Source organism: Mesorhizobium sp. M0296 (assembly GCF_040321675.1).
GTDB lineage: Bacteria > Pseudomonadota > Alphaproteobacteria > Rhizobiales > Rhizobiaceae > Mesorhizobium.
On sequence record NZ_JAMYRZ010000035.1, the window covers coordinates 23,326 to 45,867 of the forward strand.

At 60.5% G+C, this 22,542-nt stretch carries 24 protein-coding genes and 5 pseudogenes; 18 read left to right on the plus strand and 11 right to left on the minus strand.

Translation table 11 applies throughout. The features are described 5' to 3' along the window. Positions 1 to 19: 19 nt before the first annotated feature. Together NKI97_RS26805 and NKI97_RS26810 are read right to left on the minus strand one after the other, a co-directional pair. Entirely contained in the window at positions 20 to 436 is a 417-nt protein-coding gene (locus NKI97_RS26805; RefSeq protein WP_352745288.1) for a hypothetical protein, read from the minus strand. Continuing rightward, positions 433 to 1,095: a nucleotidyltransferase domain-containing protein gene (locus tag NKI97_RS26810; RefSeq protein ID WP_352745286.1), complete on the minus strand. Its 663-nt coding sequence runs from the start codon at positions 1,093 to 1,095 to the stop codon at positions 433 to 435. Before NKI97_RS26810 ends, NKI97_RS26805 begins: the two co-directional genes overlap by 4 nt. A gap of 521 nt (positions 1,096 to 1,616) precedes the next feature. Here NKI97_RS26810 and NKI97_RS26815 point away from each other — a divergent pair. Continuing rightward, positions 1,617 to 2,321 carry an SOS response-associated peptidase gene (locus NKI97_RS26815; RefSeq protein WP_352837641.1) on the plus strand — a complete coding sequence of 235 codons (705 nt, stop codon included), beginning with the start codon at positions 1,617 to 1,619 and terminating at the stop codon, positions 2,319 to 2,321. On the opposite strand, the gene NKI97_RS26820 is transcribed toward NKI97_RS26815, so the two are convergent. Both NKI97_RS26820 and NKI97_RS26825 read right to left on the minus strand, forming a co-directional pair. Beyond that, positions 2,318 to 2,578 carry a hypothetical protein gene (locus NKI97_RS26820; protein WP_352837621.1) on the minus strand — a complete coding sequence of 87 codons (261 nt, stop codon included), beginning with the start codon at positions 2,576 to 2,578 and terminating at the stop codon, positions 2,318 to 2,320. The genes NKI97_RS26815 and NKI97_RS26820 overlap by 4 nt on opposite strands. A gap of 3 nt (positions 2,579 to 2,581) precedes the next feature. Beyond that, complete coding sequence (locus NKI97_RS26825; RefSeq protein WP_352745284.1) at positions 2,582 to 2,842, minus strand: hypothetical protein; 261 nt, start codon at positions 2,840 to 2,842, stop codon at positions 2,582 to 2,584. A 134-nt stretch (positions 2,843 to 2,976) separates the two neighbouring features. Here NKI97_RS26825 and NKI97_RS26830 point away from each other — a divergent pair, with 134 nt between their 5' ends. The 6 genes and pseudogenes from NKI97_RS26830 to NKI97_RS26855 all read left to right on the plus strand — a co-directional run bounded on the left by NKI97_RS26830 (position 2,977) and on the right by NKI97_RS26855 (position 5,276). Continuing rightward, positions 2,977 to 3,192, plus strand: coding sequence for a hypothetical protein (locus NKI97_RS26830; protein ID WP_352745281.1), 216 nt, complete (start codon positions 2,977 to 2,979; stop codon positions 3,190 to 3,192). Continuing rightward, positions 3,167 to 3,376 carry a hypothetical protein gene (locus tag NKI97_RS26835; RefSeq protein WP_352745278.1) on the plus strand — a complete coding sequence of 70 codons (210 nt, stop codon included), beginning with the start codon at positions 3,167 to 3,169 and terminating at the stop codon, positions 3,374 to 3,376. The genes NKI97_RS26830 and NKI97_RS26835 overlap by 26 nt, the downstream gene beginning before the upstream one ends. A 177-nt stretch (positions 3,377 to 3,553) precedes the next feature. Beyond that, entirely contained in the window at positions 3,554 to 3,901 is a 348-nt protein-coding gene (locus NKI97_RS26840) for a hypothetical protein (protein ID WP_352745276.1), read from the plus strand. 139 nt (positions 3,902 to 4,040) lie between these two features. After that, a complete protein-coding gene (locus NKI97_RS26845) occupies positions 4,041 to 4,331 on the plus strand; it encodes a hypothetical protein (RefSeq protein WP_352745459.1) in 291 nt (96 codons plus the stop codon). A gap of 373 nt (positions 4,332 to 4,704) precedes the next feature. After that, positions 4,705 to 4,977 (plus strand): annotated as a pseudogene (locus NKI97_RS26850) (type II toxin-antitoxin system RelE/ParE family toxin). Positions 4,978 to 5,054: 77 nt separating this feature from the next. Beyond that, positions 5,055 to 5,276: a HigA family addiction module antitoxin gene (locus tag NKI97_RS26855; protein ID WP_352745273.1), complete on the plus strand. Its 222-nt coding sequence runs from the start codon at positions 5,055 to 5,057 to the stop codon at positions 5,274 to 5,276. A 210-nt stretch (positions 5,277 to 5,486) separates the two neighbouring features. Here NKI97_RS26855 and NKI97_RS26860 read toward each other — a convergent pair. Beyond that, a pseudogene (locus NKI97_RS26860) lies at positions 5,487 to 5,948 on the minus strand (transketolase-like TK C-terminal-containing protein); the annotation flags it as partial. A gap of 101 nt (positions 5,949 to 6,049) precedes the next feature. Here NKI97_RS26860 and NKI97_RS26865 point away from each other — a divergent pair. From NKI97_RS26865 to NKI97_RS26875, 3 genes and pseudogenes are all read left to right on the plus strand, one after another. Beyond that, positions 6,050 to 6,304: a type II toxin-antitoxin system VapB family antitoxin gene (locus NKI97_RS26865; protein WP_352745270.1), complete on the plus strand. Its 255-nt coding sequence runs from the start codon at positions 6,050 to 6,052 to the stop codon at positions 6,302 to 6,304. Continuing rightward, complete coding sequence (locus tag NKI97_RS26870) at positions 6,304 to 6,756, plus strand: type II toxin-antitoxin system VapC family toxin (protein WP_352745267.1); 453 nt, start codon at positions 6,304 to 6,306, stop codon at positions 6,754 to 6,756. The genes NKI97_RS26865 and NKI97_RS26870 overlap by 1 nt, the downstream gene beginning before the upstream one ends. 11 nt (positions 6,757 to 6,767) lie before the next feature. Next, a pseudogene (locus NKI97_RS26875) lies at positions 6,768 to 7,121 on the plus strand (SOS response-associated peptidase family protein); the annotation flags it as partial. A gap of 316 nt (positions 7,122 to 7,437) precedes the next feature. On the opposite strand, the gene NKI97_RS26880 reads toward NKI97_RS26875, so the two are convergent. Together NKI97_RS26880 and NKI97_RS26885 are read right to left on the minus strand one after the other, a co-directional pair. After that, positions 7,438 to 7,821: an isocitrate lyase/phosphoenolpyruvate mutase family protein gene (locus NKI97_RS26880; protein WP_352837623.1), complete on the minus strand. Its 384-nt coding sequence runs from the start codon at positions 7,819 to 7,821 to the stop codon at positions 7,438 to 7,440. Positions 7,822 to 8,364: 543 nt separating this feature from the next. Beyond that, positions 8,365 to 9,522, minus strand: coding sequence for a Fic family protein (locus NKI97_RS26885; RefSeq protein WP_352837625.1), 1,158 nt, complete (start codon positions 9,520 to 9,522; stop codon positions 8,365 to 8,367). Between the two features lie 426 nt (positions 9,523 to 9,948). On the opposite strand from NKI97_RS26885, the gene NKI97_RS26890 reads away from it, so the two are divergent. After that, a complete protein-coding gene (locus tag NKI97_RS26890) occupies positions 9,949 to 10,203 on the plus strand; it encodes a DUF982 domain-containing protein (protein WP_352638206.1) in 255 nt (84 codons plus the stop codon). Between the two features lie 350 nt (positions 10,204 to 10,553). Here NKI97_RS26890 and NKI97_RS26895 read toward each other — a convergent pair whose 3' ends face one another. Both NKI97_RS26895 and NKI97_RS26900 read right to left on the minus strand, forming a co-directional pair. Continuing rightward, entirely contained in the window at positions 10,554 to 11,009 is a 456-nt protein-coding gene (locus tag NKI97_RS26895) for a Ros/MucR family transcriptional regulator (RefSeq protein WP_352837627.1), read from the minus strand. A 219-nt stretch (positions 11,010 to 11,228) separates the two neighbouring features. After that, entirely contained in the window at positions 11,229 to 11,369 is a 141-nt protein-coding gene (locus tag NKI97_RS26900) for an SAF domain-containing protein (protein WP_352837629.1), read from the minus strand. 93 nt (positions 11,370 to 11,462) lie between these two features. On the opposite strand from NKI97_RS26900, the gene NKI97_RS26905 reads away from it, so the two are divergent. Genes NKI97_RS26905 through NKI97_RS26935 form a run of 7 tightly spaced genes read left to right on the plus strand, consistent with a single transcriptional unit; the run spans position 11,463 to position 19,125 of the window. After that, positions 11,463 to 12,668, plus strand: a complete 1,206-nt coding sequence (locus NKI97_RS26905; RefSeq protein ID WP_352837642.1) for an ROK family transcriptional regulator — start codon at positions 11,463 to 11,465, stop codon at positions 12,666 to 12,668. Continuing rightward, positions 12,665 to 13,924: a M20 family metallopeptidase gene (locus tag NKI97_RS26910; RefSeq protein ID WP_352837630.1), complete on the plus strand. Its 1,260-nt coding sequence runs from the start codon at positions 12,665 to 12,667 to the stop codon at positions 13,922 to 13,924. Before NKI97_RS26905 ends, NKI97_RS26910 begins: the two co-directional genes overlap by 4 nt. A 33-nt stretch (positions 13,925 to 13,957) precedes the next feature. Next, positions 13,958 to 15,019, plus strand: coding sequence for a substrate-binding domain-containing protein (locus NKI97_RS26915; protein ID WP_352621947.1), 1,062 nt, complete (start codon positions 13,958 to 13,960; stop codon positions 15,017 to 15,019). A gap of 60 nt (positions 15,020 to 15,079) precedes the next feature. After that, the gene (locus NKI97_RS26920) at positions 15,080 to 16,141 is read left to right on the plus strand and encodes a substrate-binding domain-containing protein (RefSeq protein WP_352837632.1); all 1,062 of its coding nucleotides are present in this window, start codon (positions 15,080 to 15,082) and stop codon (positions 16,139 to 16,141) included. Between the two features lie 35 nt (positions 16,142 to 16,176). Beyond that, entirely contained in the window at positions 16,177 to 17,151 is a 975-nt protein-coding gene (locus NKI97_RS26925) for an ABC transporter permease (protein WP_352748886.1), read from the plus strand. Positions 17,152 to 17,163: 12 nt separating this feature from the next. Continuing rightward, on the plus strand, positions 17,164 to 18,363 hold the full coding sequence (locus NKI97_RS26930; RefSeq protein ID WP_352748884.1) for an alanine racemase: 1,200 nt from the start codon (positions 17,164 to 17,166) through the stop codon (positions 18,361 to 18,363). A 9-nt stretch (positions 18,364 to 18,372) separates the two neighbouring features. Further along, complete coding sequence (locus NKI97_RS26935) at positions 18,373 to 19,125, plus strand: ATP-binding cassette domain-containing protein (RefSeq protein WP_352745716.1); 753 nt, start codon at positions 18,373 to 18,375, stop codon at positions 19,123 to 19,125. Between the two features lie 104 nt (positions 19,126 to 19,229). Here NKI97_RS26935 and NKI97_RS26940 read toward each other — a convergent pair. Both NKI97_RS26940 and traG read right to left on the minus strand, forming a co-directional pair. Then, positions 19,230 to 20,651, minus strand: a pseudogene (locus NKI97_RS26940) (transketolase-like TK C-terminal-containing protein); the annotation flags it as partial. After that, positions 20,621 to 22,060: pseudogene (traG, locus tag NKI97_RS26945) on the minus strand (IncP-type conjugal transfer protein TraG); the annotation flags it as partial. The pseudogenes NKI97_RS26940 and traG, both read right to left, overlap by 31 nt. Between the last annotated feature and the right edge of the window lie 482 nt (positions 22,061 to 22,542).

A 22,542-nucleotide genomic window follows, 5' to 3' on the forward strand; every position in this document is an offset into this window, starting at 1 on the left:
ATGCCGCCTCCATTGCTGATCAGACTTCCAGTTCTTTTTCCGCCCACTCCGCGAATTTTTCCAACTTGACGAGCAAGCTCTCGGCTTCGGGTAGTGATTTTGCCCTGATTCCGTATTGAGCTTCGTCCTTCTCATCGAGGATGCTCCGCAACCTGCTGGCCTGCGCTGCAGGAAGGCGATTTCCAAGCGCATCGCGCATGGTTTTCACCACGGCCGCATGATCCGCGCGGTTGATCTTTCCTGCAAATCGGGCAGTGAGCGCATCGGCGTATGCTATTGCCGCATTTACGATCTGCGACATAGCCGGATTTCCGATGTCACCCGTTTCAGACATTGCCACCTCCAAACGGGCAGCCTTCAAATATGAGCGGGCGATGCGCAGTCGCCCCTCGCCAAAGCCTGTCTCGACTGCTTTCGTCGCACCTCTTCTGATCATGCCAACGCCTTCTGGCGAGTTTTTGTTGCGAGTTCGTCCGGGCGTGGACCCAAGACGAGCAGGGCATTAGCTTCAACCCCGCCCCACCACGGGTCTCGCGTGCTCGACAGCCTTGCCACATCCTGCGGAGTGAGTCCCACGACCGAGGGATTGAAGCCAAGCTTTTGACCTTGGGTCACCAGTGCCTCACGGATTTCTTGGAGCGCGCTTTCTAGCTTTTCGGATGGCGTAACCACTGCGATGTCGAGATCGCTGTCTGGACGGTCCTCGCCCCTCGCCACGCTGCCGTAAATCCAGGCTGCGAGTACGTTCGGCCGAACTGCGGAAACCGCCTCAGTGACTACAGCGCGAATGTTGGAATACCGAAGCGCCTCCTGCTCAAAGAGGGCTTCCAGTGATGTCGCCAGTGGATGGCGATCATTCAACCGATAAAGACGAGCCCTGCCCGTTCCCTCTGAAGATACGATGCCAATCCCCTCCAAGGTTGCGAGAGCAGACCATACGCTTGCCCTCGCAAGCCCACTACGAGCCGCAAGCAATGGCGAAGAAAGCAAGCCGCCGTGCCGGGATAATTCCCGGAGCAATCTTACGCTTGCGTCGGTGCCGAGCATAATGGTGAGTGGATAGCGCAAAGCGCTTTGAGCGGTCGAGCGTGCCATCGCGTAAGTTCCTTCTGCTCTCGCAGCCATAGCACATCGATTGCCGGATATCAAATCTGATGTTTCGTTTTCTAAACAAATGTCCTGTTATCTGAGTCTTGGCGGTTGCTGCGCCACTGTCACGAATATATCCGAGCGATGTTGATCGTCTCGAGCGACGGCGAAAGCCGGGCTTGATCCCTACGCAAGAATATCGCGCATCTAAGATGCGCGAAATTCCCAGACATCTGACCGCGGGCCTGAATTATCGCGCATCTGTAATGCGCGATAATTCTGTGCCGCGCCTCGCAAGCGCACCCCATCTGCGCGCTGAACCAGCGGAGCGGGTTCAGCTCGTCCAGGGTGTGTTTGTCGATTCGCAGCGGCCGACCTTGCACATACGGTAGTTGCCCGCAGCGAGTGTGAGCTTTGCCAAAGCAGGCCTTGCTAAACTTCTGCTAGTCCATTTCAGGGGAATGGAAGCCGTGCCTATTGCCCTGTCGACGTTGCGACACGGCAGCGATTGGGGCACATTCCAAGCCATGTGCAATCTCTACAACATCACGACCAGCCAGGAGGCCATCCGCCAGTGGACCCGCGCCTTGCGCGACATCCTCGGCAATCTCGAACCCGCCATCGATATCTATCCCAACCAGCCCGGCCCTGTGGTGCGCAACGCGCCGGACGGCGAACGCGAATTGGCCAATCTGCTGTGGGGCATGCCGACGCCACTGGAGCGGGTCAAGGGCAAGGCCGACTATGGCACCACCAATATCCGCAATCCGCAATACGGCCATTGGCAGCAATATCTCGGCATCGAGAACCGCTGCGTGGTGCCTGTCACCAGCTTTGCCGAGCCCAGCCCGACGCCCGGCGACAAGGACCCCGAGACCGGCATTCAGCGCAACTACTGGTTTGCACTCGGCGAGGACCGCCCGCTATTCTTCTTTGCCGGCCTGTGGACGCGCTGGCATGGCCTTCGCAAGGTCAAGGACGGCCCTGCCGATCACCAGGTCTATGGCTTCATGACGACCCAGCCCAACGCGCTGGTCGCGCCGATCCACGAAAAGGCAATGCCGGTGATCCTGGCCACGCCGGAAGAAACCGAGACCTGGCTGACGGCGCCATGGTCCAAGGCAAGGCATCTGCAGCGCACGGCGCCCGATGATGCGCTGGTGATCGTCGACAAGCCGGCGACGCAGATCAAGTTTCCGCAACAGGCGCCGGTGCAAGGCTCATTATTTTAGCGCTTGAACTTCTGCAGCACCCAGATGTAGCCCTTTGGCGGATGATCCTGGTCGATGAACTGCGTCTTCACCGTCGTGTCCTCGCGGCTGCATCGCTTGCACCTGAACCTGATCGCTTCCAGCGGCTTGTTCCAGCCCACCACCTGGGCCACGTCATTCGCCCTGAACCGTCCGACATGGTAACAGTGGCCGCACTCCACGATGAGCAGCATGTTGGCCTTGGCGGCACGCCCAACGCTGTCCATCGGCCCGGCCATGGCTCATTTCCGGGTCGAGTAACCCTCGGGGAGGGGAAGCAGGCCAAGCTCCGCCATCCGGTAATCGGGCTCCTTCTCCGCTACGCTGGCCAGCACCTCGTGCAATTTCTCGACAAGCCCGCAAAGCTGCCAGAACAGCTCGCCATGCGCCTTCAGATGCAGCTGCGACGACAGCACCGTCTTGCGCAGGCTCAAAGCGTCCCTGATGATCGCCTCCGCATCCCTCGCCGACAGCCTGTCAAACCGGCTTTTTCGTCTGCCCATCGCGGCTCTCCTCGATTTGTGAGCACCGCCCCGCCTACTGACAAATAGGAAGGCATTCCTCGCAGAGTCAATTCGCTCTTGACATTTTTGTTCCGTTTTTGTTCACTTAGCAAAGGAGGTTTGGAGCAACGGCCATGGACCACATTGTGAGACTGGACAGCCGCCAGGAGGCTGCGCTGCAGGCGATCGCCGACAGATTCATAGCCCAGCACAAAGGCGACGCGGTGAAGGCGCTCAAGGAAATGATCGTCCTCAATGGCCACCTCCAGGACCGTCTTGACGAACTCTCGGCTCCGCGACGGGCAAACATCAGGAGGAACGACAATGGGCACTATTCGCCTAGACGCTGAAGCCAGAGCTGAACTTCATTCTGAGGCGGTCAAGCTCATCGCCCGATACGACAGCCCGCTTGAGACCGTAAAGGCGCTCATGGCTTATAACTGCGAGCTTGAGACTCAAATTCTGGCCCTCGCTCACCGGCATCCCGGACTGGTGGCGCTCGGTTACGACGACACGCCGCCAATCTTGGGATGAGCCATGACCGTCGGAACGGCCCTCATGCCGCCGGACGGGTATGGTGATGACGGCGAGTGACTCAGCAGGTTCGAGATGCAACGAGCCCGGACGATTCGCGACAAGTATGCCAACCGGGGCCGAGCCAGCCGGTGACGCCAGCTCGCTTCTCTTCAGCATGACCGGGTCGAGTTGACCATGCAGGATCTTATCAGCTTTTTGGAAGCCAACTCCGCGCTGATGCTGGCCAACCCGGCCGCCTTTGCCAGTCTTGCGGTTCTTTTCGGAGGAGGCGGATTTGCGGTCGGCCGCTATTTGTTGACCGAGCGTCTGGCCAATCTGGAAAGCCGCATTGCCAGGCGTGACGAGGAAATTGCTGAGCTGAAGACTGGGAAGAAAATGCAAGATGACGAGCCGCCAATGGTGCCTATAGTCGGCACTGCTGCAATAGGTCCAATCATTCGAAGCGACCCGGTAGCTCTGGCCATCGGACGAGCCCAACGCACCGGCCCGGCAACCACAAATGGAAGACGACGAGCATACTGAAGGCCAGCCGTCCTCTCTGCAAAGAAGCGCGGAAAATGATTGTTTACTGCCTTCGACCCACGATAGCCGCAGCCTTGGCCAATCACTATCCAACTGAATACCAGGGCGAAGGCCAGATGCCATGCACCGAGTGACACCAATGACTCGCCGATCTGTTGCTGAAGATCTCGAAAGCGCAGCTCAGCGCATAGCCGAAATGTCTCGCGCGAACTTGCAGATCCTTCTGCGTCGCGCTGCTTTGATGCTCCGAAACGTCGGTGGCGTGCCGCTGGAGCCCGCGACCGCAGATGCACTCGATTCCATAGCGGCCGAGATGAAAATCGGCAGGCCAGACCTTATCCAGATCATCTTGGGACAATGGCTGGAAACGAATGCCTATCTGCCGGTTCGGACGATTGACGAGGAAAGCGAGACGGACGGGAGCGCGTAGTTATCCTCAGCTAACCTCGACGCCTGATCGCTGAGCGATTTTCCGTGTCTTTCGAAGTGTCCTGTTCAAAGCGACCGAGAAGGGGAACGCGCAAGCTTCGTTCCCGTCCACATAAGGAAGCGAAAACGCGAACGAGGCGGACAAGGACAATCTGAGCGGTGTCGTCATCCTGGTTCCCTTGAAAGCCGAAGCGGCGTCGTGAAAGGGTGGCGAAATTTTGTGCTCGCGTTCGACTATCAAGTTGAAATCGGCAATTGGCGTCCGGCCCAAAGCCAGAAGGCGCCCTGCCCGCGGCGATCCGGTGAATCAGTCTGTTGGGAATGAGCCAAGTCGTTTCGGTATCATGCGATGATACGTTTGCTGGAGGCAGCAGTTGATACGTTCGTTCAAAGACAGAGCCAGCAAGGCCGTTTCGGAAGGCAAAGCACCGAAGGGTTTCCCGTCGGACCTCGTCCGTCCACTCAGCGGAAGCTGTTCATGATCGACAACGCTGCTGAATTGGCGGACCTCAAGACGCCGCCAGGTTGAGGCGCTGAAAGGCAATCGTGCCGGTAAGCATTCGATCCACATCAATGATCAATTCCGTGTCTGCTTTCGGTGGGTAGATGGGGCGGCAGAGGATATTGAAATCACCGACTATCACTGAGGATATCGTGACCGCCCATGCCCTAACGCAAACAACCTACGCAAACCAACGCATCGCTCACTGCCAGGAGCTTCACAATGTTGAACCTCGACACCCCGATCCATCCAGGAGAAATCCTTCGCGAGGAATATCTCGCACCGCCTGGCCTGAAGCCCTATACGCTGGCGAAGAAGCTGCATGTACCGCGCACCCGCATTGAGCGCTTGACGCACGAGGCGACCCCGATCACTCCGGATACTGCTCTGCGCCTGGCCAAGTTCTTCGGCACCACGCAGATGAACATTGCAGGCCAGCTATGATCTCGCGGTCGAAGGCAGAGCGAAGCAGGCCGAGATTGCTGAGATCGAACAGCTCGAAGTCGCGGGCTGAACAGTTTTGCTATCGCGGCACCCGACTGGTGACATAGCGGCATAGAACCGACATGGCGGCGCAGAGCCATCTGGGCGAGGCCGCATCTTAGACACAATATTCGCCTTCCGGTCCGCAACAGCCGTGAATGACATCATCGGTCAATCCAGCGCGCGCAGATAGCGGATGGGGCGCCCACCAGCAATCCGCTCAGCGGCTGTGGCTATGGATTGGCGTCGATGCCGAAGTGGCGGTAAAGATCACCGATTGTCCCCGACTGGCCAAAGTGCTCGACGCCGAGACTACGCGTGCGGTGGCCGTAGATTGAGCCCAGCCAGCCGTGTGCCGCTGGGTGGCCGTCTGCGACGGTGACGATCGCACAATGGGCTGGAAGGTCGGCGAACAGCCTTTCGACGTGGCTTCTGGCATGAACAAGGCCGCTCACGTGCGCGACTTGCCGCCGTCCAGCCTGCGTTCAACCGGTCGGCCGAGGTCACCGCCAAAAGACCGACGTCGCGACGATCCTCCGCCATCATACCCACCGCCTCGATGGCTTCCGGCGCGACGGCTCCTGTATAGGCGACGATCACCTCGGGATTCGGACCCGGACGCCGCAGCCAATAGCCGCAGCGTCGAATAGTACGCCGCCCCGCGCCGTAGCGACCGAGCATTGAAAAAAGCTACACAATAGCGTAATGATGGATACGCGATTGGAGCTACACATATGACCTTGAACATCCGAAACGATGAAGCTGACAAATTGGCGCGGGAGCTTGCCCGCCTCGACCGCACCAATATCACCGAAGCGGTGATATCCGCTCTCCGTGAGACAATCCGAAACCGGATGCAAAAGGAGCGGCCGCGCGAGACTGCAAAGAAGATTCTGGCAAAACATGGCCTGTCATTCCAACCTGATCGAAAGCCGGTCCCACAAGAAGCCTATCACGACCTGGATCACGATCTGCAGGGCGACGAATAATGTTCGTGGATGCCTGTGCCATCGTGTCGATGATGGCTGGCGAGGACACGGCCGATAGCTATGAAGCCGCCTTGCTGGAAGCGCCCTCCCCCCTCACATCGACGCTCGCCGCGTGGGAGGCGATTATTGTTCTATCCCGGCCGGACCAGCTGAATTGCCCGTACAGCGCCGCCGAGGCGGTCGTGGTCGAATGGCTGGAAGCCAGAAGAATCGCGCTTCGCGAGCCAGGATCGCCGCTGCGGGTACTGTCCTATGCCGTCGCGGTTGCCGAAAAACAGGGAATTGGCAAACGCTACCTCAGCAATTTCGATTGCTTTCACTACGCCTATGCCAAGACGATGCGCGCGCCGCTGCTGACGCTCGACGGGCTCTTGTGCGAAACCGACGTGAAGACCCTGCCACAACGGCGCTTTCCGCGGAAAAAAAGCCGTAGCCGGAACGCGCCCCCATAGGGCGCTGTGTGTATGCCATTGCGATGAAGTCGGGGGAGCCGTTCGCCTTGGCGGCGCTCTGGGAGAATTGGCGCGACCCCGCTATCGGCGGCAACATCCGCTTCACGGTGCTGACCTGTGAGCCGAATCCGCTCATGGCGACGTTCCACAACCGTGTGCCGGTCATACTGGCGCCCGAAGAATACATGATTTGGCTGACGGACCCCGAACCGGAACATCTCATGAAGGCGTTCCCAGAAGAGCTGATGACCATGTGGAAGATTGGCCGCGACGTCGGCAACCCGAGAAACCGCCGCCCAGTTCAACCTCGGTGCTGTCCGGAACGAATTGCAGCATGCGCTGCGCCAAGCGGCGAAGAAGCATAGGATCGGATTCAAACCGATTCGCCGAAGTATTCAGTGGAGCTCTGACCAGAGCGCAGCCTAACGTCCCACGAAGGCCCGCGGCTGCATAGGCTAACTTTCTTGAATTGCGCATAATGCCTGCTCTCGACCTCGTAGCGAATCTAGAAGACAAGCTTGAGGCTACGGAGAGAGTTCCAAGTCGGAGTGGTTTCCAATTCGGTGAAGTCACCAGCCGCGATCTCCTGGCATGTTTTCAACAGCGCTCCGGCGATTGCGCGGGCAAGCGAACCGCCCACACTTATTCGCAGTACGCCAGCCTCCGCAATCTGATCAAAGGTCAAGCCGGGTGCACCATGGCCCACGAATCGGCAATCCCTTCGGGGGTATCGGCGTATCCGTTCTCCAAATCCGTCGACACCGGAATATCGGTCGAAGCTGCTATTTCAGCAGCGTAGGTCAAGCTTTCAGCGCGGCTGACCTCCCGCGTTCCGTCTTTCTTGCCTTTCGATAAGGCGTAGTCTGAAGATGTGGTTGCCAGCGCCTTCAGCCCAACCCCGTCATTATTGGAGCGCCGGCAATGTCCCATCGATTTGGAATGACAAAGCAGCCCGTTTTGTGAAGAGCACGAAAACATTCGACTTTTTGGGATCGACTTATCGTCAGTGGCGTTGCCTTTATCTCCCGGCGCCGCGCAATTGGAGCGGCGCTGCTGAGGAGGCAAGCAACGATGCTGCAAACCTATAGTCGCGACGTCGCGGAGATCGACAATGCGAGGCGATCGTCTCGATCACTTGCCACACTCTTGCAGCGCTCTTCCAAGTTCCTGTCGTCGTCATTCTCGTTTTGGACGGCAAAGTGGTTTCCGTCGAGAAAGTCGGCAACGTAGCACTCCAGGAAGCAGAGATCGAGGCGGCTCAATCGTCGCTGGCAACGGGACTTGTCGTGAGCGCCGGAGTCTATCCGGCGTTGACCTCCCGCTTTGACTTTTGACCCGTGAAAACAACGGCAGGAGGTCCCCGCGCCGCGATCGGGCTCGCATTCGAACGCCCGCCGGTTCCACCCAGATGCGCTCGCCGAACGCGTCTGGAAGGGCACGCTGGCCCAATACGGCGGCCGTCTGCACCACCAGGATAACGGGAAGACCGAGGTTATCGTCTTCGACTATGTTGATGAGATGGTCCCAGTGCTGGCGCGCATGGCAGCAAAACGGCGAACGGGATATCGGACGCTCGGCTATAGGGTTGAGTGCTCCGCCGGCGGCCGCTCATCGGCTGAAGTCCAGTTCCGTTCCGGTTCGCAGACGTTCCATATAGGCGCGATATGCGAAACTGCGGTCGCGCTTCTTTCCCGTCGTTTCCACGAGGATATCGATTTCGGCCAGCACCTCGATGGCGCGGGCTGCGGTCGGTTTGCTCGTGTCGAGCAGCTTCATCGCCGATGCGACGGTCACGATCGGATGCCGCGGAAGCCGCTCGAACAATCGAAGAGCTGAAACGGATACGGATTCGACACCGAGCAGCCGCGTGCGATCCGCGCTGACGAGGTTGAACAATTCACGCGCCGAGCCGACAGCTTCATCGGCGATCGTGGCGATGCCATCGAGAAAAAAATCGATCCAGCCCTCCCAGTCGCCCACTAGCCGCACGAGATTGAGGCGCCGGTAGTATTCCTCGCGATGACGCTTGAAGAAGAGGCTGAGATAGAGAAGCGGAGCCCTCAAGAGTCCCCAGTGTTCCAGCAGGAGGGCGATCATCAGGCGCCCGATCCGCCCATTGCCATCGAGATAGGGGTGAATGGTTTCGAACTGGGCATGCAAGAGACCCGTCCGCACGAGCTTCGGCAGCTGGTCGTCGGCGTGGATGTATTTCTCTAAAGAGCTGAGAAGCTGAGAGAGTTTCTCGGAAGGCGGCGGAACATAAGCCGCGTTCCCGGGACGGCTTCCGCCAATCCAGTTCTGGCGCTGCCTGCTTCCGCCGCGCACGCCGCGCATCAACCGCTTGTGTGCTTCGTTCAAGAGCCGCAGGGAAAGCGGCAGACCACGCTTCGACGCGAGCTGGTTGCGCGCGTAGGCAAGGGCGTCGAGGTAGTTTGTCACCTCCTCGACATCGGCGTTGGGTTGGGGCTGTTCCTCGGCTTCAAAAGCGAGAAGGTCGACGAGCGATGCTTGCGTGCCCTCGATCTGAGACGAGATCACCGCTTCCTTGCGCACGAAGGCGTAGATGAACCAGTCGAGCGAAGGCACCATCTCGCCCGCCAGATCGAGTCGGACAAGCGCCTGCTCGGCTTGCCCAAGGCGTCGTTCGAGCTTGGTGTCGATGACAAGCACCGGCCGCACGGGCGGCAGATCGAAGGGGACGAAGGCATCAACCTTCTCGCCGCCTGCGGTCACGCTTTCGTACCGGCCTGTTGTGCGCTTCGGCATGACTTGGCGGCTCAACCCGGGGGGACGACGTTGTTCCAACGGCCGGACGCAAGGAACGCTTATGTTCTCTGTCGGCCGCGCTAAAGAACGAACTTTTTACTAGTCAGAGTTCTTAGTCAATAGATAGTGGTTTCCGCCTGACATAAGAGTCCCGGGTGGGATTCCCTTTTGCCTGTGCGCATGCGAATCTGGCGCATGCGCACTGGAATATCTCTCACCGTTTCGCCTTCATACCAAGGGTACTTGATCGTTGATTCGTTACCTTTTCCGTCCCAGGCGATCTTGCACCAGAATTGAGCCTACCGGTCGAGCGTCGATCGCGGCGGCAGCTTCTGGGCCAAGCGGGATGCCTTCTGTTACTTGCCGACGTTTGCTGTGGCGCAAAGGATCCGCAGAAGCTAACATATCTTGTTCTTGGAGGCTGTCGTGCGTACGAGACGTTTCAGAAAGCCCGTCGTCGTTCAACCCGGCCGGATCGATCGCGACAGAGTTGTTGCGTCGGTATCCGACGCGGCCGAAGTTCTGCTGAGGGATTGGCCGAGGCCGGAGGGCAAGTCGCGGCTCGCCGCAATCGAAGCATGCCTTGCCGTAATCCGTGGAGAAAAACCACCAAGGATAGCGCGCCAGGCATTCATCGCTGCTGCCAAGGAGGCCAGGATATTGCTCGGGGAAGAAATTTAGGCTTACCCAGCACCCGTATGGCCATGCCCTTGAAGCAGGGAGCGCTGCTGGATTCAGCGGCTTTGTTGCTTTGAGGCATCGCGCAGAGCGTGATGTGTCGATGTAGTGCGATTTTATCGATATGATTTGATTGGCTGTCGAGGGCGACGATGTATCGGCTCGATTTGTCGATCGCACATTTCGACCTCTCCTGCCCGCGTCAGGATACGAGGACGTGAAGACGCAAGCCGTGCTGAAGCTTGTGTTGTGGCGTGAGCGGCGCTTACTGAACTGCGAAGCCAGGCAGCTCATTCCCAGCCACGCCACCTGGACCATCTAGACCTGACGGCATGGCCCGAAATCGTGCACTGTCAGGCTTTGGCCTTGCGCTTTGCTGGTGCTTTCTTTGGCGGCGTTTTGGCGGCCGCCTTGCGGCCGAGACCGGCAGCTTTGGCAAGCGCAGACCGCTGAGCCGCATAGCTGGGCGCTACCATAGGATAGTCCCACGCCAAACCCCACTTGGCTCTGTACTCATCAGGTGTCATGCCAAGCAAGCCCAGGTGGCGCTTCATCGACTTGAACTTGCGCCCGTTCTCAAGGCTTATGATGTATTCGGGAAAGATCGACTTCTTAGCATTCACCGCGGGCGTAAGTATTGGCGATCGTGCAGCGACCGGCTTAGCCAGGCCAGACAACGCAGAATTAACGCTGGCGATCAAATTCGGCAGATCCGCCACGGGCGTTGCGTTGCTCTGGACATAGGCTGCGACGATATCTGCTGTCATCCCTAGCAGATCAGCCCTTCTCTGCCCAATTGCTTCATCCATCAAAATCGTTCCCTTGTTGATCTCCGGCGTTCCTATTTAGAAAATTCGGCCTGCGCAATTGCAAACAACGATTATTTGACGCTAGATTACTTCAAGGACCGACTACGGTATACTGACGCCTGGCTCAGAAGAAAATGAGATCAGTCGGCCCGCTCTCGACGGTCGACCCCAAGTACATCACGCACGGGCATCGCCGTGCGCTTCGAGAGCGGGCGCAGTTCAAACTTCGCGCGGACTTTCAAGGTTGTGAACATGCACATGGTCGCCCGCGACGACCGGAGCTGTAAGGCGACCGATCACGTCTGCGTACTTGCGCACCTTGGAGCTTGCCGCGAGATCTGCAGCGCGAGCTTGTGGCACAAACCCCTTTTTTGAGCGGCCAGTTGACTGCCGTCCAAAATGATTATTAAGTTCGGTGACAGAACGAATTAATCGGAGCTGCTGTTGAACGACGTGCCGCGCATTTCTCGTCAGTTCTCGCAGCGCTCCGTCATGGAGGCGATCGTGCAAGGCGGGCCGATCTCGCGCGCTTCAATCGCAAAGCAGACCGGCTTGTCCAAGCAGACAATCTCCGAGATCGTCAGGACACTTGAGCAGGAAGGCTGGGTGCAGGAGACAGGGCGCACGAGCGGACATGTCGGACGCACGGCTGTCACTTACGAACTCGTATTTGACGCGGCCTACATCGCGGCGGTCGACCTCGGCGGCGCCAAAGTCCGGGTCGCCCTCACCGACCTTGCCTGCCAGATATTCGCGGAGGAAACGGCGCCGACCGATCCTCGGGGCGGACAGTTCATCGTCGACCAGATCGTGGACCTAGCGCTTCAGGCGGCCGAGAGGCACCGAATCTCGCGCACAAAGATAAGGCTGGCGGTGATTGGTGTTCCCGGTGCACCCGACAAGAAGACGGGCCGCGTCCTGCTTGCCCCGAATATTGCCGGCTTTGGCACGATGAATGTCGTTCGCGCTTTCGAGCACGCATTCGGGTTTCATGTGATGATCGAGAACGATGTCAATCTGGCGGTGCTCGGCGAGAACTGGCAGGGGTGCGGCCGCGGTATCGACAATCTCGCCTTCATAGCGCTGGGTACCGGTATCGGCAGCGGCCTCATGGTTGGAGGCAATCTGGTGCGGGGCGCCAGCAATGCCGCCGGCGAGATGGGCTTTTTGCCGATTGGCGCCGATCCTTTCGCGCCGACATCGTTGCGCGCCGGCGCTTTCGAGCGCGTGGTCGCAACCAACGCCATGGTTGAACGCTACGCAACGCTGACGGGCAACATCGTCAACGTGCCGACGATTTTCCACAGTGCATTGGCTGGAGACAGGCATGCCGCGACGGTGCTCGACGAAACCGCGCGCTACCTCGCACAAGGCATTGTGGCCATAGCGGCAATTGCCAATCCGCAAAAGGTCGTCCTGGGCGGCTCGATCGGGCTGCGGCCGGAAATCCTGTTGCGCGTTAGGGACCTGCTGCCGCGCTGCTTCCCCTACCCTATCGCCGTTGAGGCCAGCGAACTGGGGTCGCGGGCAGCGCTCATCGGCGCTGCCGCCATCGGGCTCAGCCAGTTGCACAACACACTGTTCGGCGTCGACGCGCCCGACGGACGCATTTCGCTTCCCCCAGCCAGTTCGGCCGTGCTGCGCGAGGCCACGCTATGACTGCCTTAAAGGACATCACCGCCCGCTTGCGCGCCGCCCTCGATTGCGACGCAGCGGTGGAGCTTCTGCAGCGGGCAATCGGCCGCGAAAGCATAACCGGTCACGAAGAAAACTTTGTCGCCTTCCTTGAAGACCGGATGCGCGTGCTTGGCTTGAGCGAAATTCGGCGTGCGGAATTCGCGCCCGGCCGGCCCAACGTCTGGGGTGAGCGCAAAGGTGCTGGCGCCGGCAAGCGGCTGCTCTTCATCGGCCACACCGATACGGTCCATGTCGAGGGCTGGCGCGAGCACTGGGCTGGCACCGCCAAGCAGGATCCGTTTGCCGCGCCAATGATCGACGGGCAGATCTGGGGCCGCGGCGCCGGCGACCTCAAGGCCGGCATCTGCTCCGCGCTGTCGGCACTCTCTCTGCTCGACACAGCCGACATCCAACTGGCCGGCGACGTTGCGTTTGCCTTCGTCGGCGACGAGGAGAGCGGCCAGCCTGGAACCGGCGTCTCCGCCGGCATCAAGGACTTCGTCGGCCGCATCGAGAGAGGCGAAGTCGTGGCGCCCGATTTCGTCGTCTATGTGGAGCCTACCCGCCTTTCGGTTTATCCGGCCCAAATTGGGTTCTTCATTACCGACATCACCATCACCGGACGATCAGCCTATTTCGGCGTACCCGAACTCGGCAAGGATGCCTTGCGTGCAAGCCACGCCGTGATGAGCGCGCTATGGAAGCATTCGGAAGATGTTGCAACAAGAGCCGAGCACCCGCTGATTGGGCGTGGCTTCCTGCTGATCACCGGGCTTGCGGGCGGCGGCTACATCGCTGTGCCCGAACGCTGCACGTTGTCGCTGATCCGCAAGCTGTTACCCGGCGAGTCGCTGGACGAGGCCGCCGCCGAAATCGAGGCAGTGGTGCGCGGCGCCATCGCCGATCCCGAAATCATGTTGGCGTTCGCCTATCCGGCCGGCCGCGATCATCCGCTCGGGGGTAACGCCGCCGAGATTGCACCTGACAGGCCGGAGGTCGGCGCTCTTGCTGCCGCCATGGCCCGATCGATGGCTGGTCGCGGCGCCATCGAAGGCGCGCCATTCTGGTCAGAGTCATCGTTTTTCACCAACCGGCTCGGCATCCCCGCCGTGTACTGCGCGCCAGGCGACATTCGCAACTGCCACACCTTCGACGAACACGTCGATGTCGAGGAATATCTGGCGGGCATCGTAGGCTTCGCCCGGTTCATGCTGGAGTATTGCGGCGTTACGGAATGAAGGACAACTGAGAGCGAAAATGGGAGAAAGACCATGCTGATAGACAGACTTGTTGCTACAGCACTTGCAGGCAGCCTTATGCTGTTGGCCGGCGGAGCCGGCGCACAGACAGTGGGACCGAGCGGCGAGACGGCGACACCCAGCGCCGAGGTTAGATTGTCGGACGCGGACCTGGCCGCAGTAAAGGAGAAGGGCTACAAGGCCGCGCTGCTGTGGCACACCTCCTCCGACTTCACCAATGCGGTCACGTCCGGTGCCAAGGATGAATTTGCCCGTGCCGGCATTCAAATCGTCGCCACCACCGACGCGGGCTTTGACGCCGCGCGCCAGCGCAGCGACATCGAAACCGCGCTCGCGGCGAAGCCAAACGTCATCCTGTCGCTGCCCCTCGATCCGGTCACTTCGGCCGAGGCGTTCCGTCAGGCGCTCACCGACGGCACCAAGCTGGTATTCCTTTCCAATCTGCCGAAAGGCTACAAGCACGGAACCGACTATGCCGCCATCGTCACTGACGACCTGTTCCAGATGGGCAAGCAGGCGGCCGATGCACTGGCCAAGGCGCTCGATGGCAAGGGCAAGGTCGGCTACATCTTCCACGACGCCAGTTACTATGTGACGAACCAGCGCGACCAGGCTTTCAAGACAACGATCGAGAAGGACTATCCCGGTATCAAGATCGTCGCCGAGCAGGGGATCTCCGATCCGGCGCGGGCAGAAGAGCTGGCCAGCGCCATGCTCGTGCAGCATCCCGACCTTGACGGCATCTACGTCACCTGGGCCGAACCGGCCGACGGCGTGCTGTCGGCCTTGCGGGCAAGCGGAAATACCAAGACCAAGATCGTTACGCTCGACCTCGCCGAACCGGTCGCGCTCGATATGGTCAAGGGCGGCAACGTGACCGCACTGGTGGCCGACAAGGCGTATGAGCTCGGTCGCGCCATGGCCGCTGTCGGCGTCAAGGCGCTGCTCGGCCAGGAGACGCCGGCCTTCGTCGTTGCCCCGGCGCTTACCGTGACCAAGCAGAACGTTGCGCAGGGCTGGAAGGACTCGTTGAACCGCGACGCGCCGCAATCGGTGCTCGATGCGGCCAAGTGACAGGCGAATGCCCGGCGGCCAATCAGGGCCGCCGACACCATAAAAGCAAGGGGAACTGACATGCGCACAGCAATTGGAATGTTGTCGGCACTGGTAGCGCTCGTCGCCGCCAACGCCTTCGCAGCCGAGGGCACCACCACGGGACCGAACGGGGAAAAGCCAACGCCGGCAAAGAGCGTCGTGCTCACACCAGCTGAGGAGCAGCAGATCAAGGACGGCAAATACACCGCCGCGCTGGTCTGGCATGAGATGAGCGAATACACCAACGCGGTGAACAGCGGCGCCCAGGACGAGTTGAAGCGGCTCGGCATCACGGTCGTCGCTCAGACCGACGCCGGCTTTGATGCGGCCCGTCAGAAATCCGACGTCGAGACAGTACTCGCCAAAAGGCCCTCTATTATACTGTCCCTACCGGTCGATCCCGCAAGTGCGGCCACCGTATATGATCCTGCGCGCCAGGCCGGCGTGAAATTGGGATTCGTCGACAATTCGCCGGCAGGCTACGTTCAGGACAAGGACTATGTGACCATCGTTTCGGACGACCTTTTCCAGATGGGCAACAAGGCCGGGATCGCAATGGCCGACGCGCTCGGCAAGCAGGGCAAGGTCGGCTACATCTTTCACGATGCCGATTTCTACGTCACCAACCAGCGCGATGGAGCATTCAAGCACACGATCGAGCAGGACTATCCGGACATGAAGATCGTGGCCGAGGCCGGAATGGCCGACCCCGCGCGCAGCGAGGAAATCGCGCAGGCGATGATCACACAGCACCCCGACCTCGACGGTATCTACGTCACCTGGGCTGAGCCGGCGCTTAGCGTGCTGTCCACATTGCGGGCGGCCGGCAACAGCCACACCAAGATCGTCACGCTCGACCTGAACGAACCGGCGGCACTGGATATGGTGAAAGGCGGCAACGTTGCGGCACTCATCGCAGACGAAGCCTACGACATCGGCGTGACGCTGGCGCGCGCCACGGCCGCCTCGTTGATCGGCAAGAAAGCCGCGCCGTTCATCGTGGTCGATTCCCTCGCCGTCACCAAGGACACTGTCAAGGACGGGTGGAAGCGGTCCCTCAACAAGGACGTGCCCGCGACCATCGCGGCCGTCATGAAATAGCGGCAGACAATGGCGGCCCGCCGGAGGAAGTGAGAATGTCGAGTATCAACACCAGCCCCGGCCGGGCAGCAAGCTTGGTCAGCCGCTTCAACCTGCAGCAATATGTCGTCTATCTCGGATTTCTGGCGATCTTTCTGTTCTTCGCGATCGTCCTGAAGGACAGCGGTTTTCTGACGGTCCGCAACCTGTCGAACATCGTGCTGCAGACGGCACCCGTGACGATCATGGCGATCGGCCTTGTCTTTGTCATGTCGGCGGGCGAGATTGATCTTTCGATAGGTTCGATCGTTGCCGTGGCAGCCCTTGCAGCCGCGGTGGCGATAAACGCCTACGGCTTGTTGGCTGGGGTGCTGGCCGGCCTCGGCGCCGGCCTTCTGATCGGCCTGCTCAACGGCGCCCTCGTGGCTTACGTCAAGTTGCCTTCATTCCTGGTAACGCTGGCGACGCTCGGGCTGTTTGCCGGCGTATCTCGCTCGATGACCGATTTGCGGTCGATCCCGGTCACCAACGACGCCTTCACCGGTTTCTTCGGCTCGGGTTCTTTGCTGGGTGTCCCGTCCTTGATCTGGTGGACGGCAATTGCCGTTGCGATCGCGCATCTCATCTTTCGCGAGACGCGCTTCGGCGCCCATGTGCTGGCCACCGGCGACAACAGCCGTGCCGCCAGTGTTTCCGGCATCAGCGTGGCGCAGATAAGGCTTGCCGTTCTGACCATAAGCGGCGGGCTCGCCGGCCTTGCCGGGCTGCTCTATGCCGGCCGGCTGCAGGCTGCGAAATATACGCTCGGCGAAACCGACCTTATGACGGTGATAGCGGCCGTCATTGTCGGCGGAACCCTGCTCAACGGCGGCAAGGGATCGATTGTCGGTGCGCTGGTCGGCTCGCTGATGATGGGCATGCTGAACAACGGCCTCATCCTGATGGGCCTGTCCGTCTCCGACCAGATGATCGTGCGTGGCTTGATCATTCTTGCGGCCGTCGCCGTATCGCTGCGCGAAAAGTCCCGTTGAAGGAGTTTTGTCATGTTCCTCGATGTTCTGCGGCGCCGCAATCCGAGCTTTATAGAAAGCGCCATGCGCCTGCACCAGGAAGGAAAGCTGCCGGCTAATTCCTATGTGCTCGACCTCGATGCCGTCGAAAGCAATGCCCGGGTCCTGAAGCGCGAGGCCGACCGGTTCGGCCTGAAGATTTTCGCCATGACCAAGCAGGTCGGCCGCGCCAGTTCGTTCTGCCATGCGCTCAAGCGTGGCGGCATCGATCAGGCCGTTGCCGTCGACATGGCCTGCGCGCGGGCAACGCACAGAGCAGGCCTGAGGCTCGGTCATCTTGGCCACCTGCAGCAGATCGCAAGGCACGAGGCCAATGCGGCGGCCAAAACGTTCAGGCCGGACTATTGGACCGTCTTCAACGACACCAAGGCTGAAGAAGCCGCTGCCGGCGCAAGGCTCGCCGGGTACACGCAAAACCTGCTTGCCCGCATCCGCGCCGATGGTGACGTTTTCTACCGCGGCCACGAAGGTGGTTTTGAGGCGGCCGATATCGCCGCGGTCGCCGAAAAACTGGATGGTCTCGACGGCGCACGGTTCGCTGGCATCACCACCTTCCCGGCGCTGTTGTTCGACCAGACCACGCGAACGGTCCTGCCGACACACAATCTGGCGACACTGGGCAGAGCTGCCGAAGCGCTCGCCAAGTCCGGCCGCAGCGACATAGAGGTGAACGCGCCCGGCACAACGTCGAGTGTCCTGCTTGGCGCGCTGGCCGAAGCCGGCGCCACGCAATGTGAACCGGGCAATGGCTTGGCCGGCACCACCGCGCTGCACGTCATGGAAGATCTGCCGGAGCTCCCTGCCGTTCTGTATTTGACCGAGGTCTCGCATTTGTCTGGCGGCAAAGCCTACTGCCTGGGTGGCGGCTTCTATATCGATCCGATTTTTCCGGACTATGAGGTGAAGGCAATCGTGTCCGCAGAACCCACCACGGCCGCCGCCGCGCTCAGAAGCGTCGAGGTGCCGCCGCCTGCGGCAATCGACTATTACGCAATGATTGACGCTAGCGGCGCCAATGCTCCACGCCCCGGCGACACGGCGGTGTTCGGCTTTCGCGGCCAGGCGTTCGTGACCCGCGCCTACGTGGTCGGCATCTCCGGTGTCTCAAAGGGGGCGCCCCAAGTCGAAACGATCGAAAACGGTTTTGGCGAAACCGCTGCCTGGCCTGTCTAGGAGCAAGTGATGAACGCGACCACGACCGGCATGCCCCCTGTTTTGCAGCTGCGCGATATCCGCAAGAATTTCGGCGGCCTCACGGCAATCGAAAATTTCTCGCTCGAGCTCTATCCCGGCGAGATAGTGGCGTTGGTCGGCGATAACGGTGCCGGCAAGTCGACGCTGGTCAAGATCGTGACGGGGGTGCATGCTCCGACATCCGGGACGATCATCATCGAGGGGCAGGCGGTGGCAATGTCGAGCGCCACCATGGCGCGCGCGCACGGCATTGAGGTGGTCTATCAGGACCTGGCGCTCGCCGATCAGCAGACCGTCTACATGAACATGTTTCTTGGCCGCGAGCCGGTGAACCGCTTCGGCCTGCTCGACCGACGCCGGATGATCGACGACACCGAAAAGCTGGTGAAGGATCTCGACGTTCGCATCCCATCGGCTCACGCCACCATCCGCGATCTTTCGGGCGGCCAGCGCCAGGGCGTGGCGATCGCGCGCGCCACGCACTGGGCAAGCAAGCTGATCCTGCTCGACGAGCCAACCGCCGCGCTCGGCGTTGCCGAGACCGCCAAGGTCGAGACGATTGTTCTGTCGCTGAAGCAGCGCAATATCGGCGTGCTGATCATCAGCCACAGCCTCGACCAGGTGTTCAGGCTCTCAGATCGGATCTGTGTTCTGCGACGTGGCAAACAGATCGGCGTGCGCAAGACCAGCGAGACCGACAAGAACGAGATCGTCGCCATGATCACCGGGCTTCAGCACTAGCCCGGTCCGACAGAGGCGCGCCGTTCAGATATTGCGTTACCCGAGCAGCGAGTGGGATGATTTCAGATCCACGATCAGGCCTCGGCCACAGAATGTCGCCAGCATCAATCTAGAGCGCGCAGATAGCGGATGGGGCGGCCACCGGCAATCCGGTCGGCCGCTGTGGCTATGGAATTGGCGTCGATGCCGAAGTGGCGGTAAAGGTCGCCGATCGTCCCCGACTGGCCAAAATGCTCGACGCCGAGACTGCGCGTACGGTGGCCGTACACCGAACCCAGCCAGCCGAGTACCGCCGGATGACCGTCGGTGACGGAGACGATCGCGCAATGCGCAGGGAGGTCGGCAAACAGCCTTTCGATATGACTCCTGGCGTGAACGAGGCCGCGTTCGCGCGCGCGACTTGCCGCTGTCCAGCCTGCGTTCAAGCGATCGGCCGAGGTCACCGCCAGAAGACCAACATCGCGACGGTCCTCCGCCATCATGCCGATAGCCTCGATGGCCTCCGGCGCAACCGCGCCGGTATAGGCAACAATCACTTCGGCATTCGGACCCGGAGGCCGCAGCCAGTAGCCCCCGTCGATGATGTCCTGCTCGAGTAGGGGCGTCACGCCACGCGTTATCTGCTCGACCGGGCGCGTCGAGAGCCGCAGATAGACCGAACCGCCCGTCTCGTCGCGCAGCCAGGTGCGCTCCGACTGCACGGCGTCGCCGTCGCGCTGCATATAATCCAGCGCAAAGCGCATGATGACGCCCAACTCGTCGACGAAGGCCGGCTCGTAAGCCGCAAGCCCGTCTTGCGCTATGCCGATCAACGGTGTGGCGATCGACTGATGCGCCCCACCTTCCGGCGCCAATGTGACCCCGGATGGCGTCGCGACCAGCAGGAAGCGCGCATCCTGATAGCAGGCATAGTTGAGCGCATCGAGACCGCGCTGGATGAACGGATCGTAGAGCGTGCCGATCGGCAGCAGCCGTTTGCCGAAAATCGAATGCGACAGCCCAAGTGCCGACAGCAGGATGAACAGATTGTTCTCGGCGATGCCCAGTTCGATGTGCTGGCCGGAGGTGCCGAATTCCCATTTCTGCGCCGAGGCGATGCGTTCGCTGCGGAAAGTGTCGGTGAGTGACTGACGGGCGAACAGGCCGCGCCGGTTGACCCAGGGGCCGAGATTGGTCGAAACCGTGACATCGGGCGATGCCGTGACGATCGCGTCGGCGAGCGGCCCGCCAGCGCGCGCAATCTCGTCCAGAATTCTGCCGAAGCCGACCTGCGTGGAGACGCTGCCTTTGGCTTCCGCGACGAGACGACCAGGGACCACGATGCGCTGGGCGTGTCGGCGCCGCTGGCCCTTTGCCGCGAACGGAACGGCGTCGAGGAACCGTTGCAGCTCCAGATCCCCGACAGCCAATCCCTCGAAGGCATCCCACTCCCGCCCGTCGCCGACCGACATCGAGGCACGAAGGACCGCCATCTGATCCCTGGTCATCAGGCCGGCGTGGTTGTCCTTGTGGCCGGCGAGCGGCAGGCTGTCCGCTCGTCATTGGTGGCGAAGCTCACCCGTACGTGACAATTGTCGAGGATGGAATTGTTCGGTCCGTAGGCCTTCTCGATCTGATTGAGCGATTGTGCGATCAGGAACGACTTGATGCCATAGCCGGCCATGAAGGCCAGCGCGCTTTCGAAGAAATCGAGCCGGCCGAGCGCCGGGAACTCGTCGAGCATCATCAACAGACGCTGTCGATGATCCTTCGCATGGAGATCTTCCGTCAGTCGGCGGCCGATCTGGTTAAGCACGAGGCGGATGAGAGGCTTTGTGCGACTGATGTCCGATGGCGGCACGACCAGATAGAGGGTCGTCGGCCGTCTCTCCTCGACAAGGTCGGCGATCCGCCAGTGGCAACATGACGTTACCTTGGCCACAACCGGATCGCGGTAGAGGCCCAGAAAACTCATGGCCGTCGAGAGCACGCCGGAGCGCTCGTTTTCGGATTTGTTGAGCAGTTCTCGGGCAGCCGACGCCACGACCGGGTGCGGGCCGGCATCGCCCAAATGCCGGGTCAGCATCATGGCGCGCAACGTCGTCTCGATTGGGCTCTGTGGATCGGAGAGGAAGTTTGCCACGCCGGCAAGGGTCTTGTCCTTCTCCGCGTAGAGCACATGCAGTATGGCGCCGACCAGCAGCGCATGGCTGGTCTTCTCCCAGTGGTTGCGGCGTTCCAATGTGCCTTCCGGGTCGACCAGGACATCTGCCACGTTCTGCACATCTCGAACTTCCCGCTCGCCTCGTCGCACCTCCAGCAGAGGGTTATAGGCCGCGGATGCGGCATTGGTCGGATCGAACAGAAGCACCCGGCCGAAATGTGCGCGCCATCCGGCCGTCAGTTCCCAGTTTTCGCCTTTGATGTCGTGGACAATTGCCGAACCCGGCCAAGTCAGCAGCGACGGCACGACCAAGCCAACACCCTTGCCGCTTCGGGTCGGCGCAAAACACAGCACGTGTTCGGGACCGTCATGCCGTAGATAGTCGTGGTCGAGCTTGCCGAGCACCACGCCATCAGGACCGACTATGCCTGCGGCTCTGATTTCGTCTCGCGTCGCCCAGCGTGCCGAGCCATAGGTCGCGGAGTCCTTTGCCTCGCGCGCGCGCCATACCGACATCCCGATCGCGGTGGCGATCGCCATCAGGCTGCCGCTTGCCGCAATCGCCGCGCCCTCAACAAAGACCTTCGGCGCGTAGGCGTCATAGAAAAACCACCACCAGAAAAATGCCGGCGGGGGATAAATGGGCTGTCCCGCCAGTTCGAACCAGGACGGACCGAGTTGGCTCTGAAAGCCGAGCCGCCATGCCGTCCATTGTGTCGCTGCCCATGTTGTCATGAGGACGAACCCAAGGGTGGTGAGGACCTGTCCCCACAAAATCTTGGTTGCCGGCACTTGTCGTTTCTCCGATCTGAATGACCCGAACAACGAAGAAAGACCGAGTGTCGAGATATGCAAGGGGAAGGAGTTGTCAAAAGCGGCAGGACGTACTGTGAGATAGAAAGACTTGCAGAATTCGATCCGAGACTTCTTTGGAAAGTATTTCATTTGGGCAGAGAGATCAGAGTCGGGTCGTTGCCATTGCGCCACCATGGAACAATGACTGTTCTCATTCTGGTGGTCGTGAAGGAGATCAACTAAATCGCAGATCTGCACAACTATCCCACTTGCGCCTCGAATGGGAAAGGGGTCCGACACCTGGCACATGGAACGTCCGGCCCAGAGCCGCTCGATCTCTTGTGCCCGATCGCACTGTCTGCCGACGACCTGATCACGTGCAGCCGCACATAAGATCCGCAAATTGCAAGATGATCGCGGCTGCGGTGGCTATTTGTCGACGAAAGCCGGCTGCAGGACCGTCGCTGGTTCTCAATGGA

Excerpts from the sequence above, each read along its gene's own strand:
- NKI97_RS26805 (WP_352745288.1), bottom strand. The coding sequence starts at position 436 with ATGATCAGAAGAGGTGCGACGAAAGCAGTCGAGACAGGCTTTGGCGAG.
- NKI97_RS26915 (WP_352621947.1), top strand. The coding sequence starts at position 13,958 with ATGCTGATAGACAGACTTGTTGCTACAGCACTTGCAGGCAGCCTTATG.
- NKI97_RS26825 (WP_352745284.1), bottom strand. The coding sequence starts at position 2,842 with ATGGGCAGACGAAAAAGCCGGTTTGACAGGCTGTCGGCGAGGGATGCG.
- NKI97_RS26840 (WP_352745276.1), top strand. The coding sequence starts at position 3,554 with ATGCAGGATCTTATCAGCTTTTTGGAAGCCAACTCCGCGCTGATGCTG.
- NKI97_RS26830 (WP_352745281.1), top strand. The coding sequence starts at position 2,977 with ATGGACCACATTGTGAGACTGGACAGCCGCCAGGAGGCTGCGCTGCAG.
- NKI97_RS26925 (WP_352748886.1), top strand. The coding sequence starts at position 16,177 with ATGTCGAGTATCAACACCAGCCCCGGCCGGGCAGCAAGCTTGGTCAGC.
- NKI97_RS26930 (WP_352748884.1), top strand. The coding sequence starts at position 17,164 with ATGTTCCTCGATGTTCTGCGGCGCCGCAATCCGAGCTTTATAGAAAGC.
- NKI97_RS26855 (WP_352745273.1), top strand. The coding sequence starts at position 5,055 with ATGTTGAACCTCGACACCCCGATCCATCCAGGAGAAATCCTTCGCGAG.
- NKI97_RS26885 (WP_352837625.1), bottom strand. The coding sequence starts at position 9,522 with ATGCCGAAGCGCACAACAGGCCGGTACGAAAGCGTGACCGCAGGCGGC.
- NKI97_RS26820 (WP_352837621.1), bottom strand. The coding sequence starts at position 2,578 with ATGGCCGGGCCGATGGACAGCGTTGGGCGTGCCGCCAAGGCCAACATG.
- NKI97_RS26865 (WP_352745270.1), top strand. The coding sequence starts at position 6,050 with ATGACCTTGAACATCCGAAACGATGAAGCTGACAAATTGGCGCGGGAG.
- NKI97_RS26910 (WP_352837630.1), top strand. The coding sequence starts at position 12,665 with ATGACTGCCTTAAAGGACATCACCGCCCGCTTGCGCGCCGCCCTCGAT.
- NKI97_RS26835 (WP_352745278.1), top strand. The coding sequence starts at position 3,167 with ATGGGCACTATTCGCCTAGACGCTGAAGCCAGAGCTGAACTTCATTCT.
- NKI97_RS26845 (WP_352745459.1), top strand. The coding sequence starts at position 4,041 with ATGACTCGCCGATCTGTTGCTGAAGATCTCGAAAGCGCAGCTCAGCGC.
- NKI97_RS26935 (WP_352745716.1), top strand. The coding sequence starts at position 18,373 with ATGAACGCGACCACGACCGGCATGCCCCCTGTTTTGCAGCTGCGCGAT.
- NKI97_RS26815 (WP_352837641.1), top strand. The coding sequence starts at position 1,617 with ATGTGCAATCTCTACAACATCACGACCAGCCAGGAGGCCATCCGCCAG.
- NKI97_RS26895 (WP_352837627.1), bottom strand. The coding sequence starts at position 11,009 with ATGGATGAAGCAATTGGGCAGAGAAGGGCTGATCTGCTAGGGATGACA.
- NKI97_RS26810 (WP_352745286.1), bottom strand. The coding sequence starts at position 1,095 with ATGGCACGCTCGACCGCTCAAAGCGCTTTGCGCTATCCACTCACCATT.
- NKI97_RS26920 (WP_352837632.1), top strand. The coding sequence starts at position 15,080 with ATGCGCACAGCAATTGGAATGTTGTCGGCACTGGTAGCGCTCGTCGCC.
- NKI97_RS26870 (WP_352745267.1), top strand. The coding sequence starts at position 6,304 with ATGTTCGTGGATGCCTGTGCCATCGTGTCGATGATGGCTGGCGAGGAC.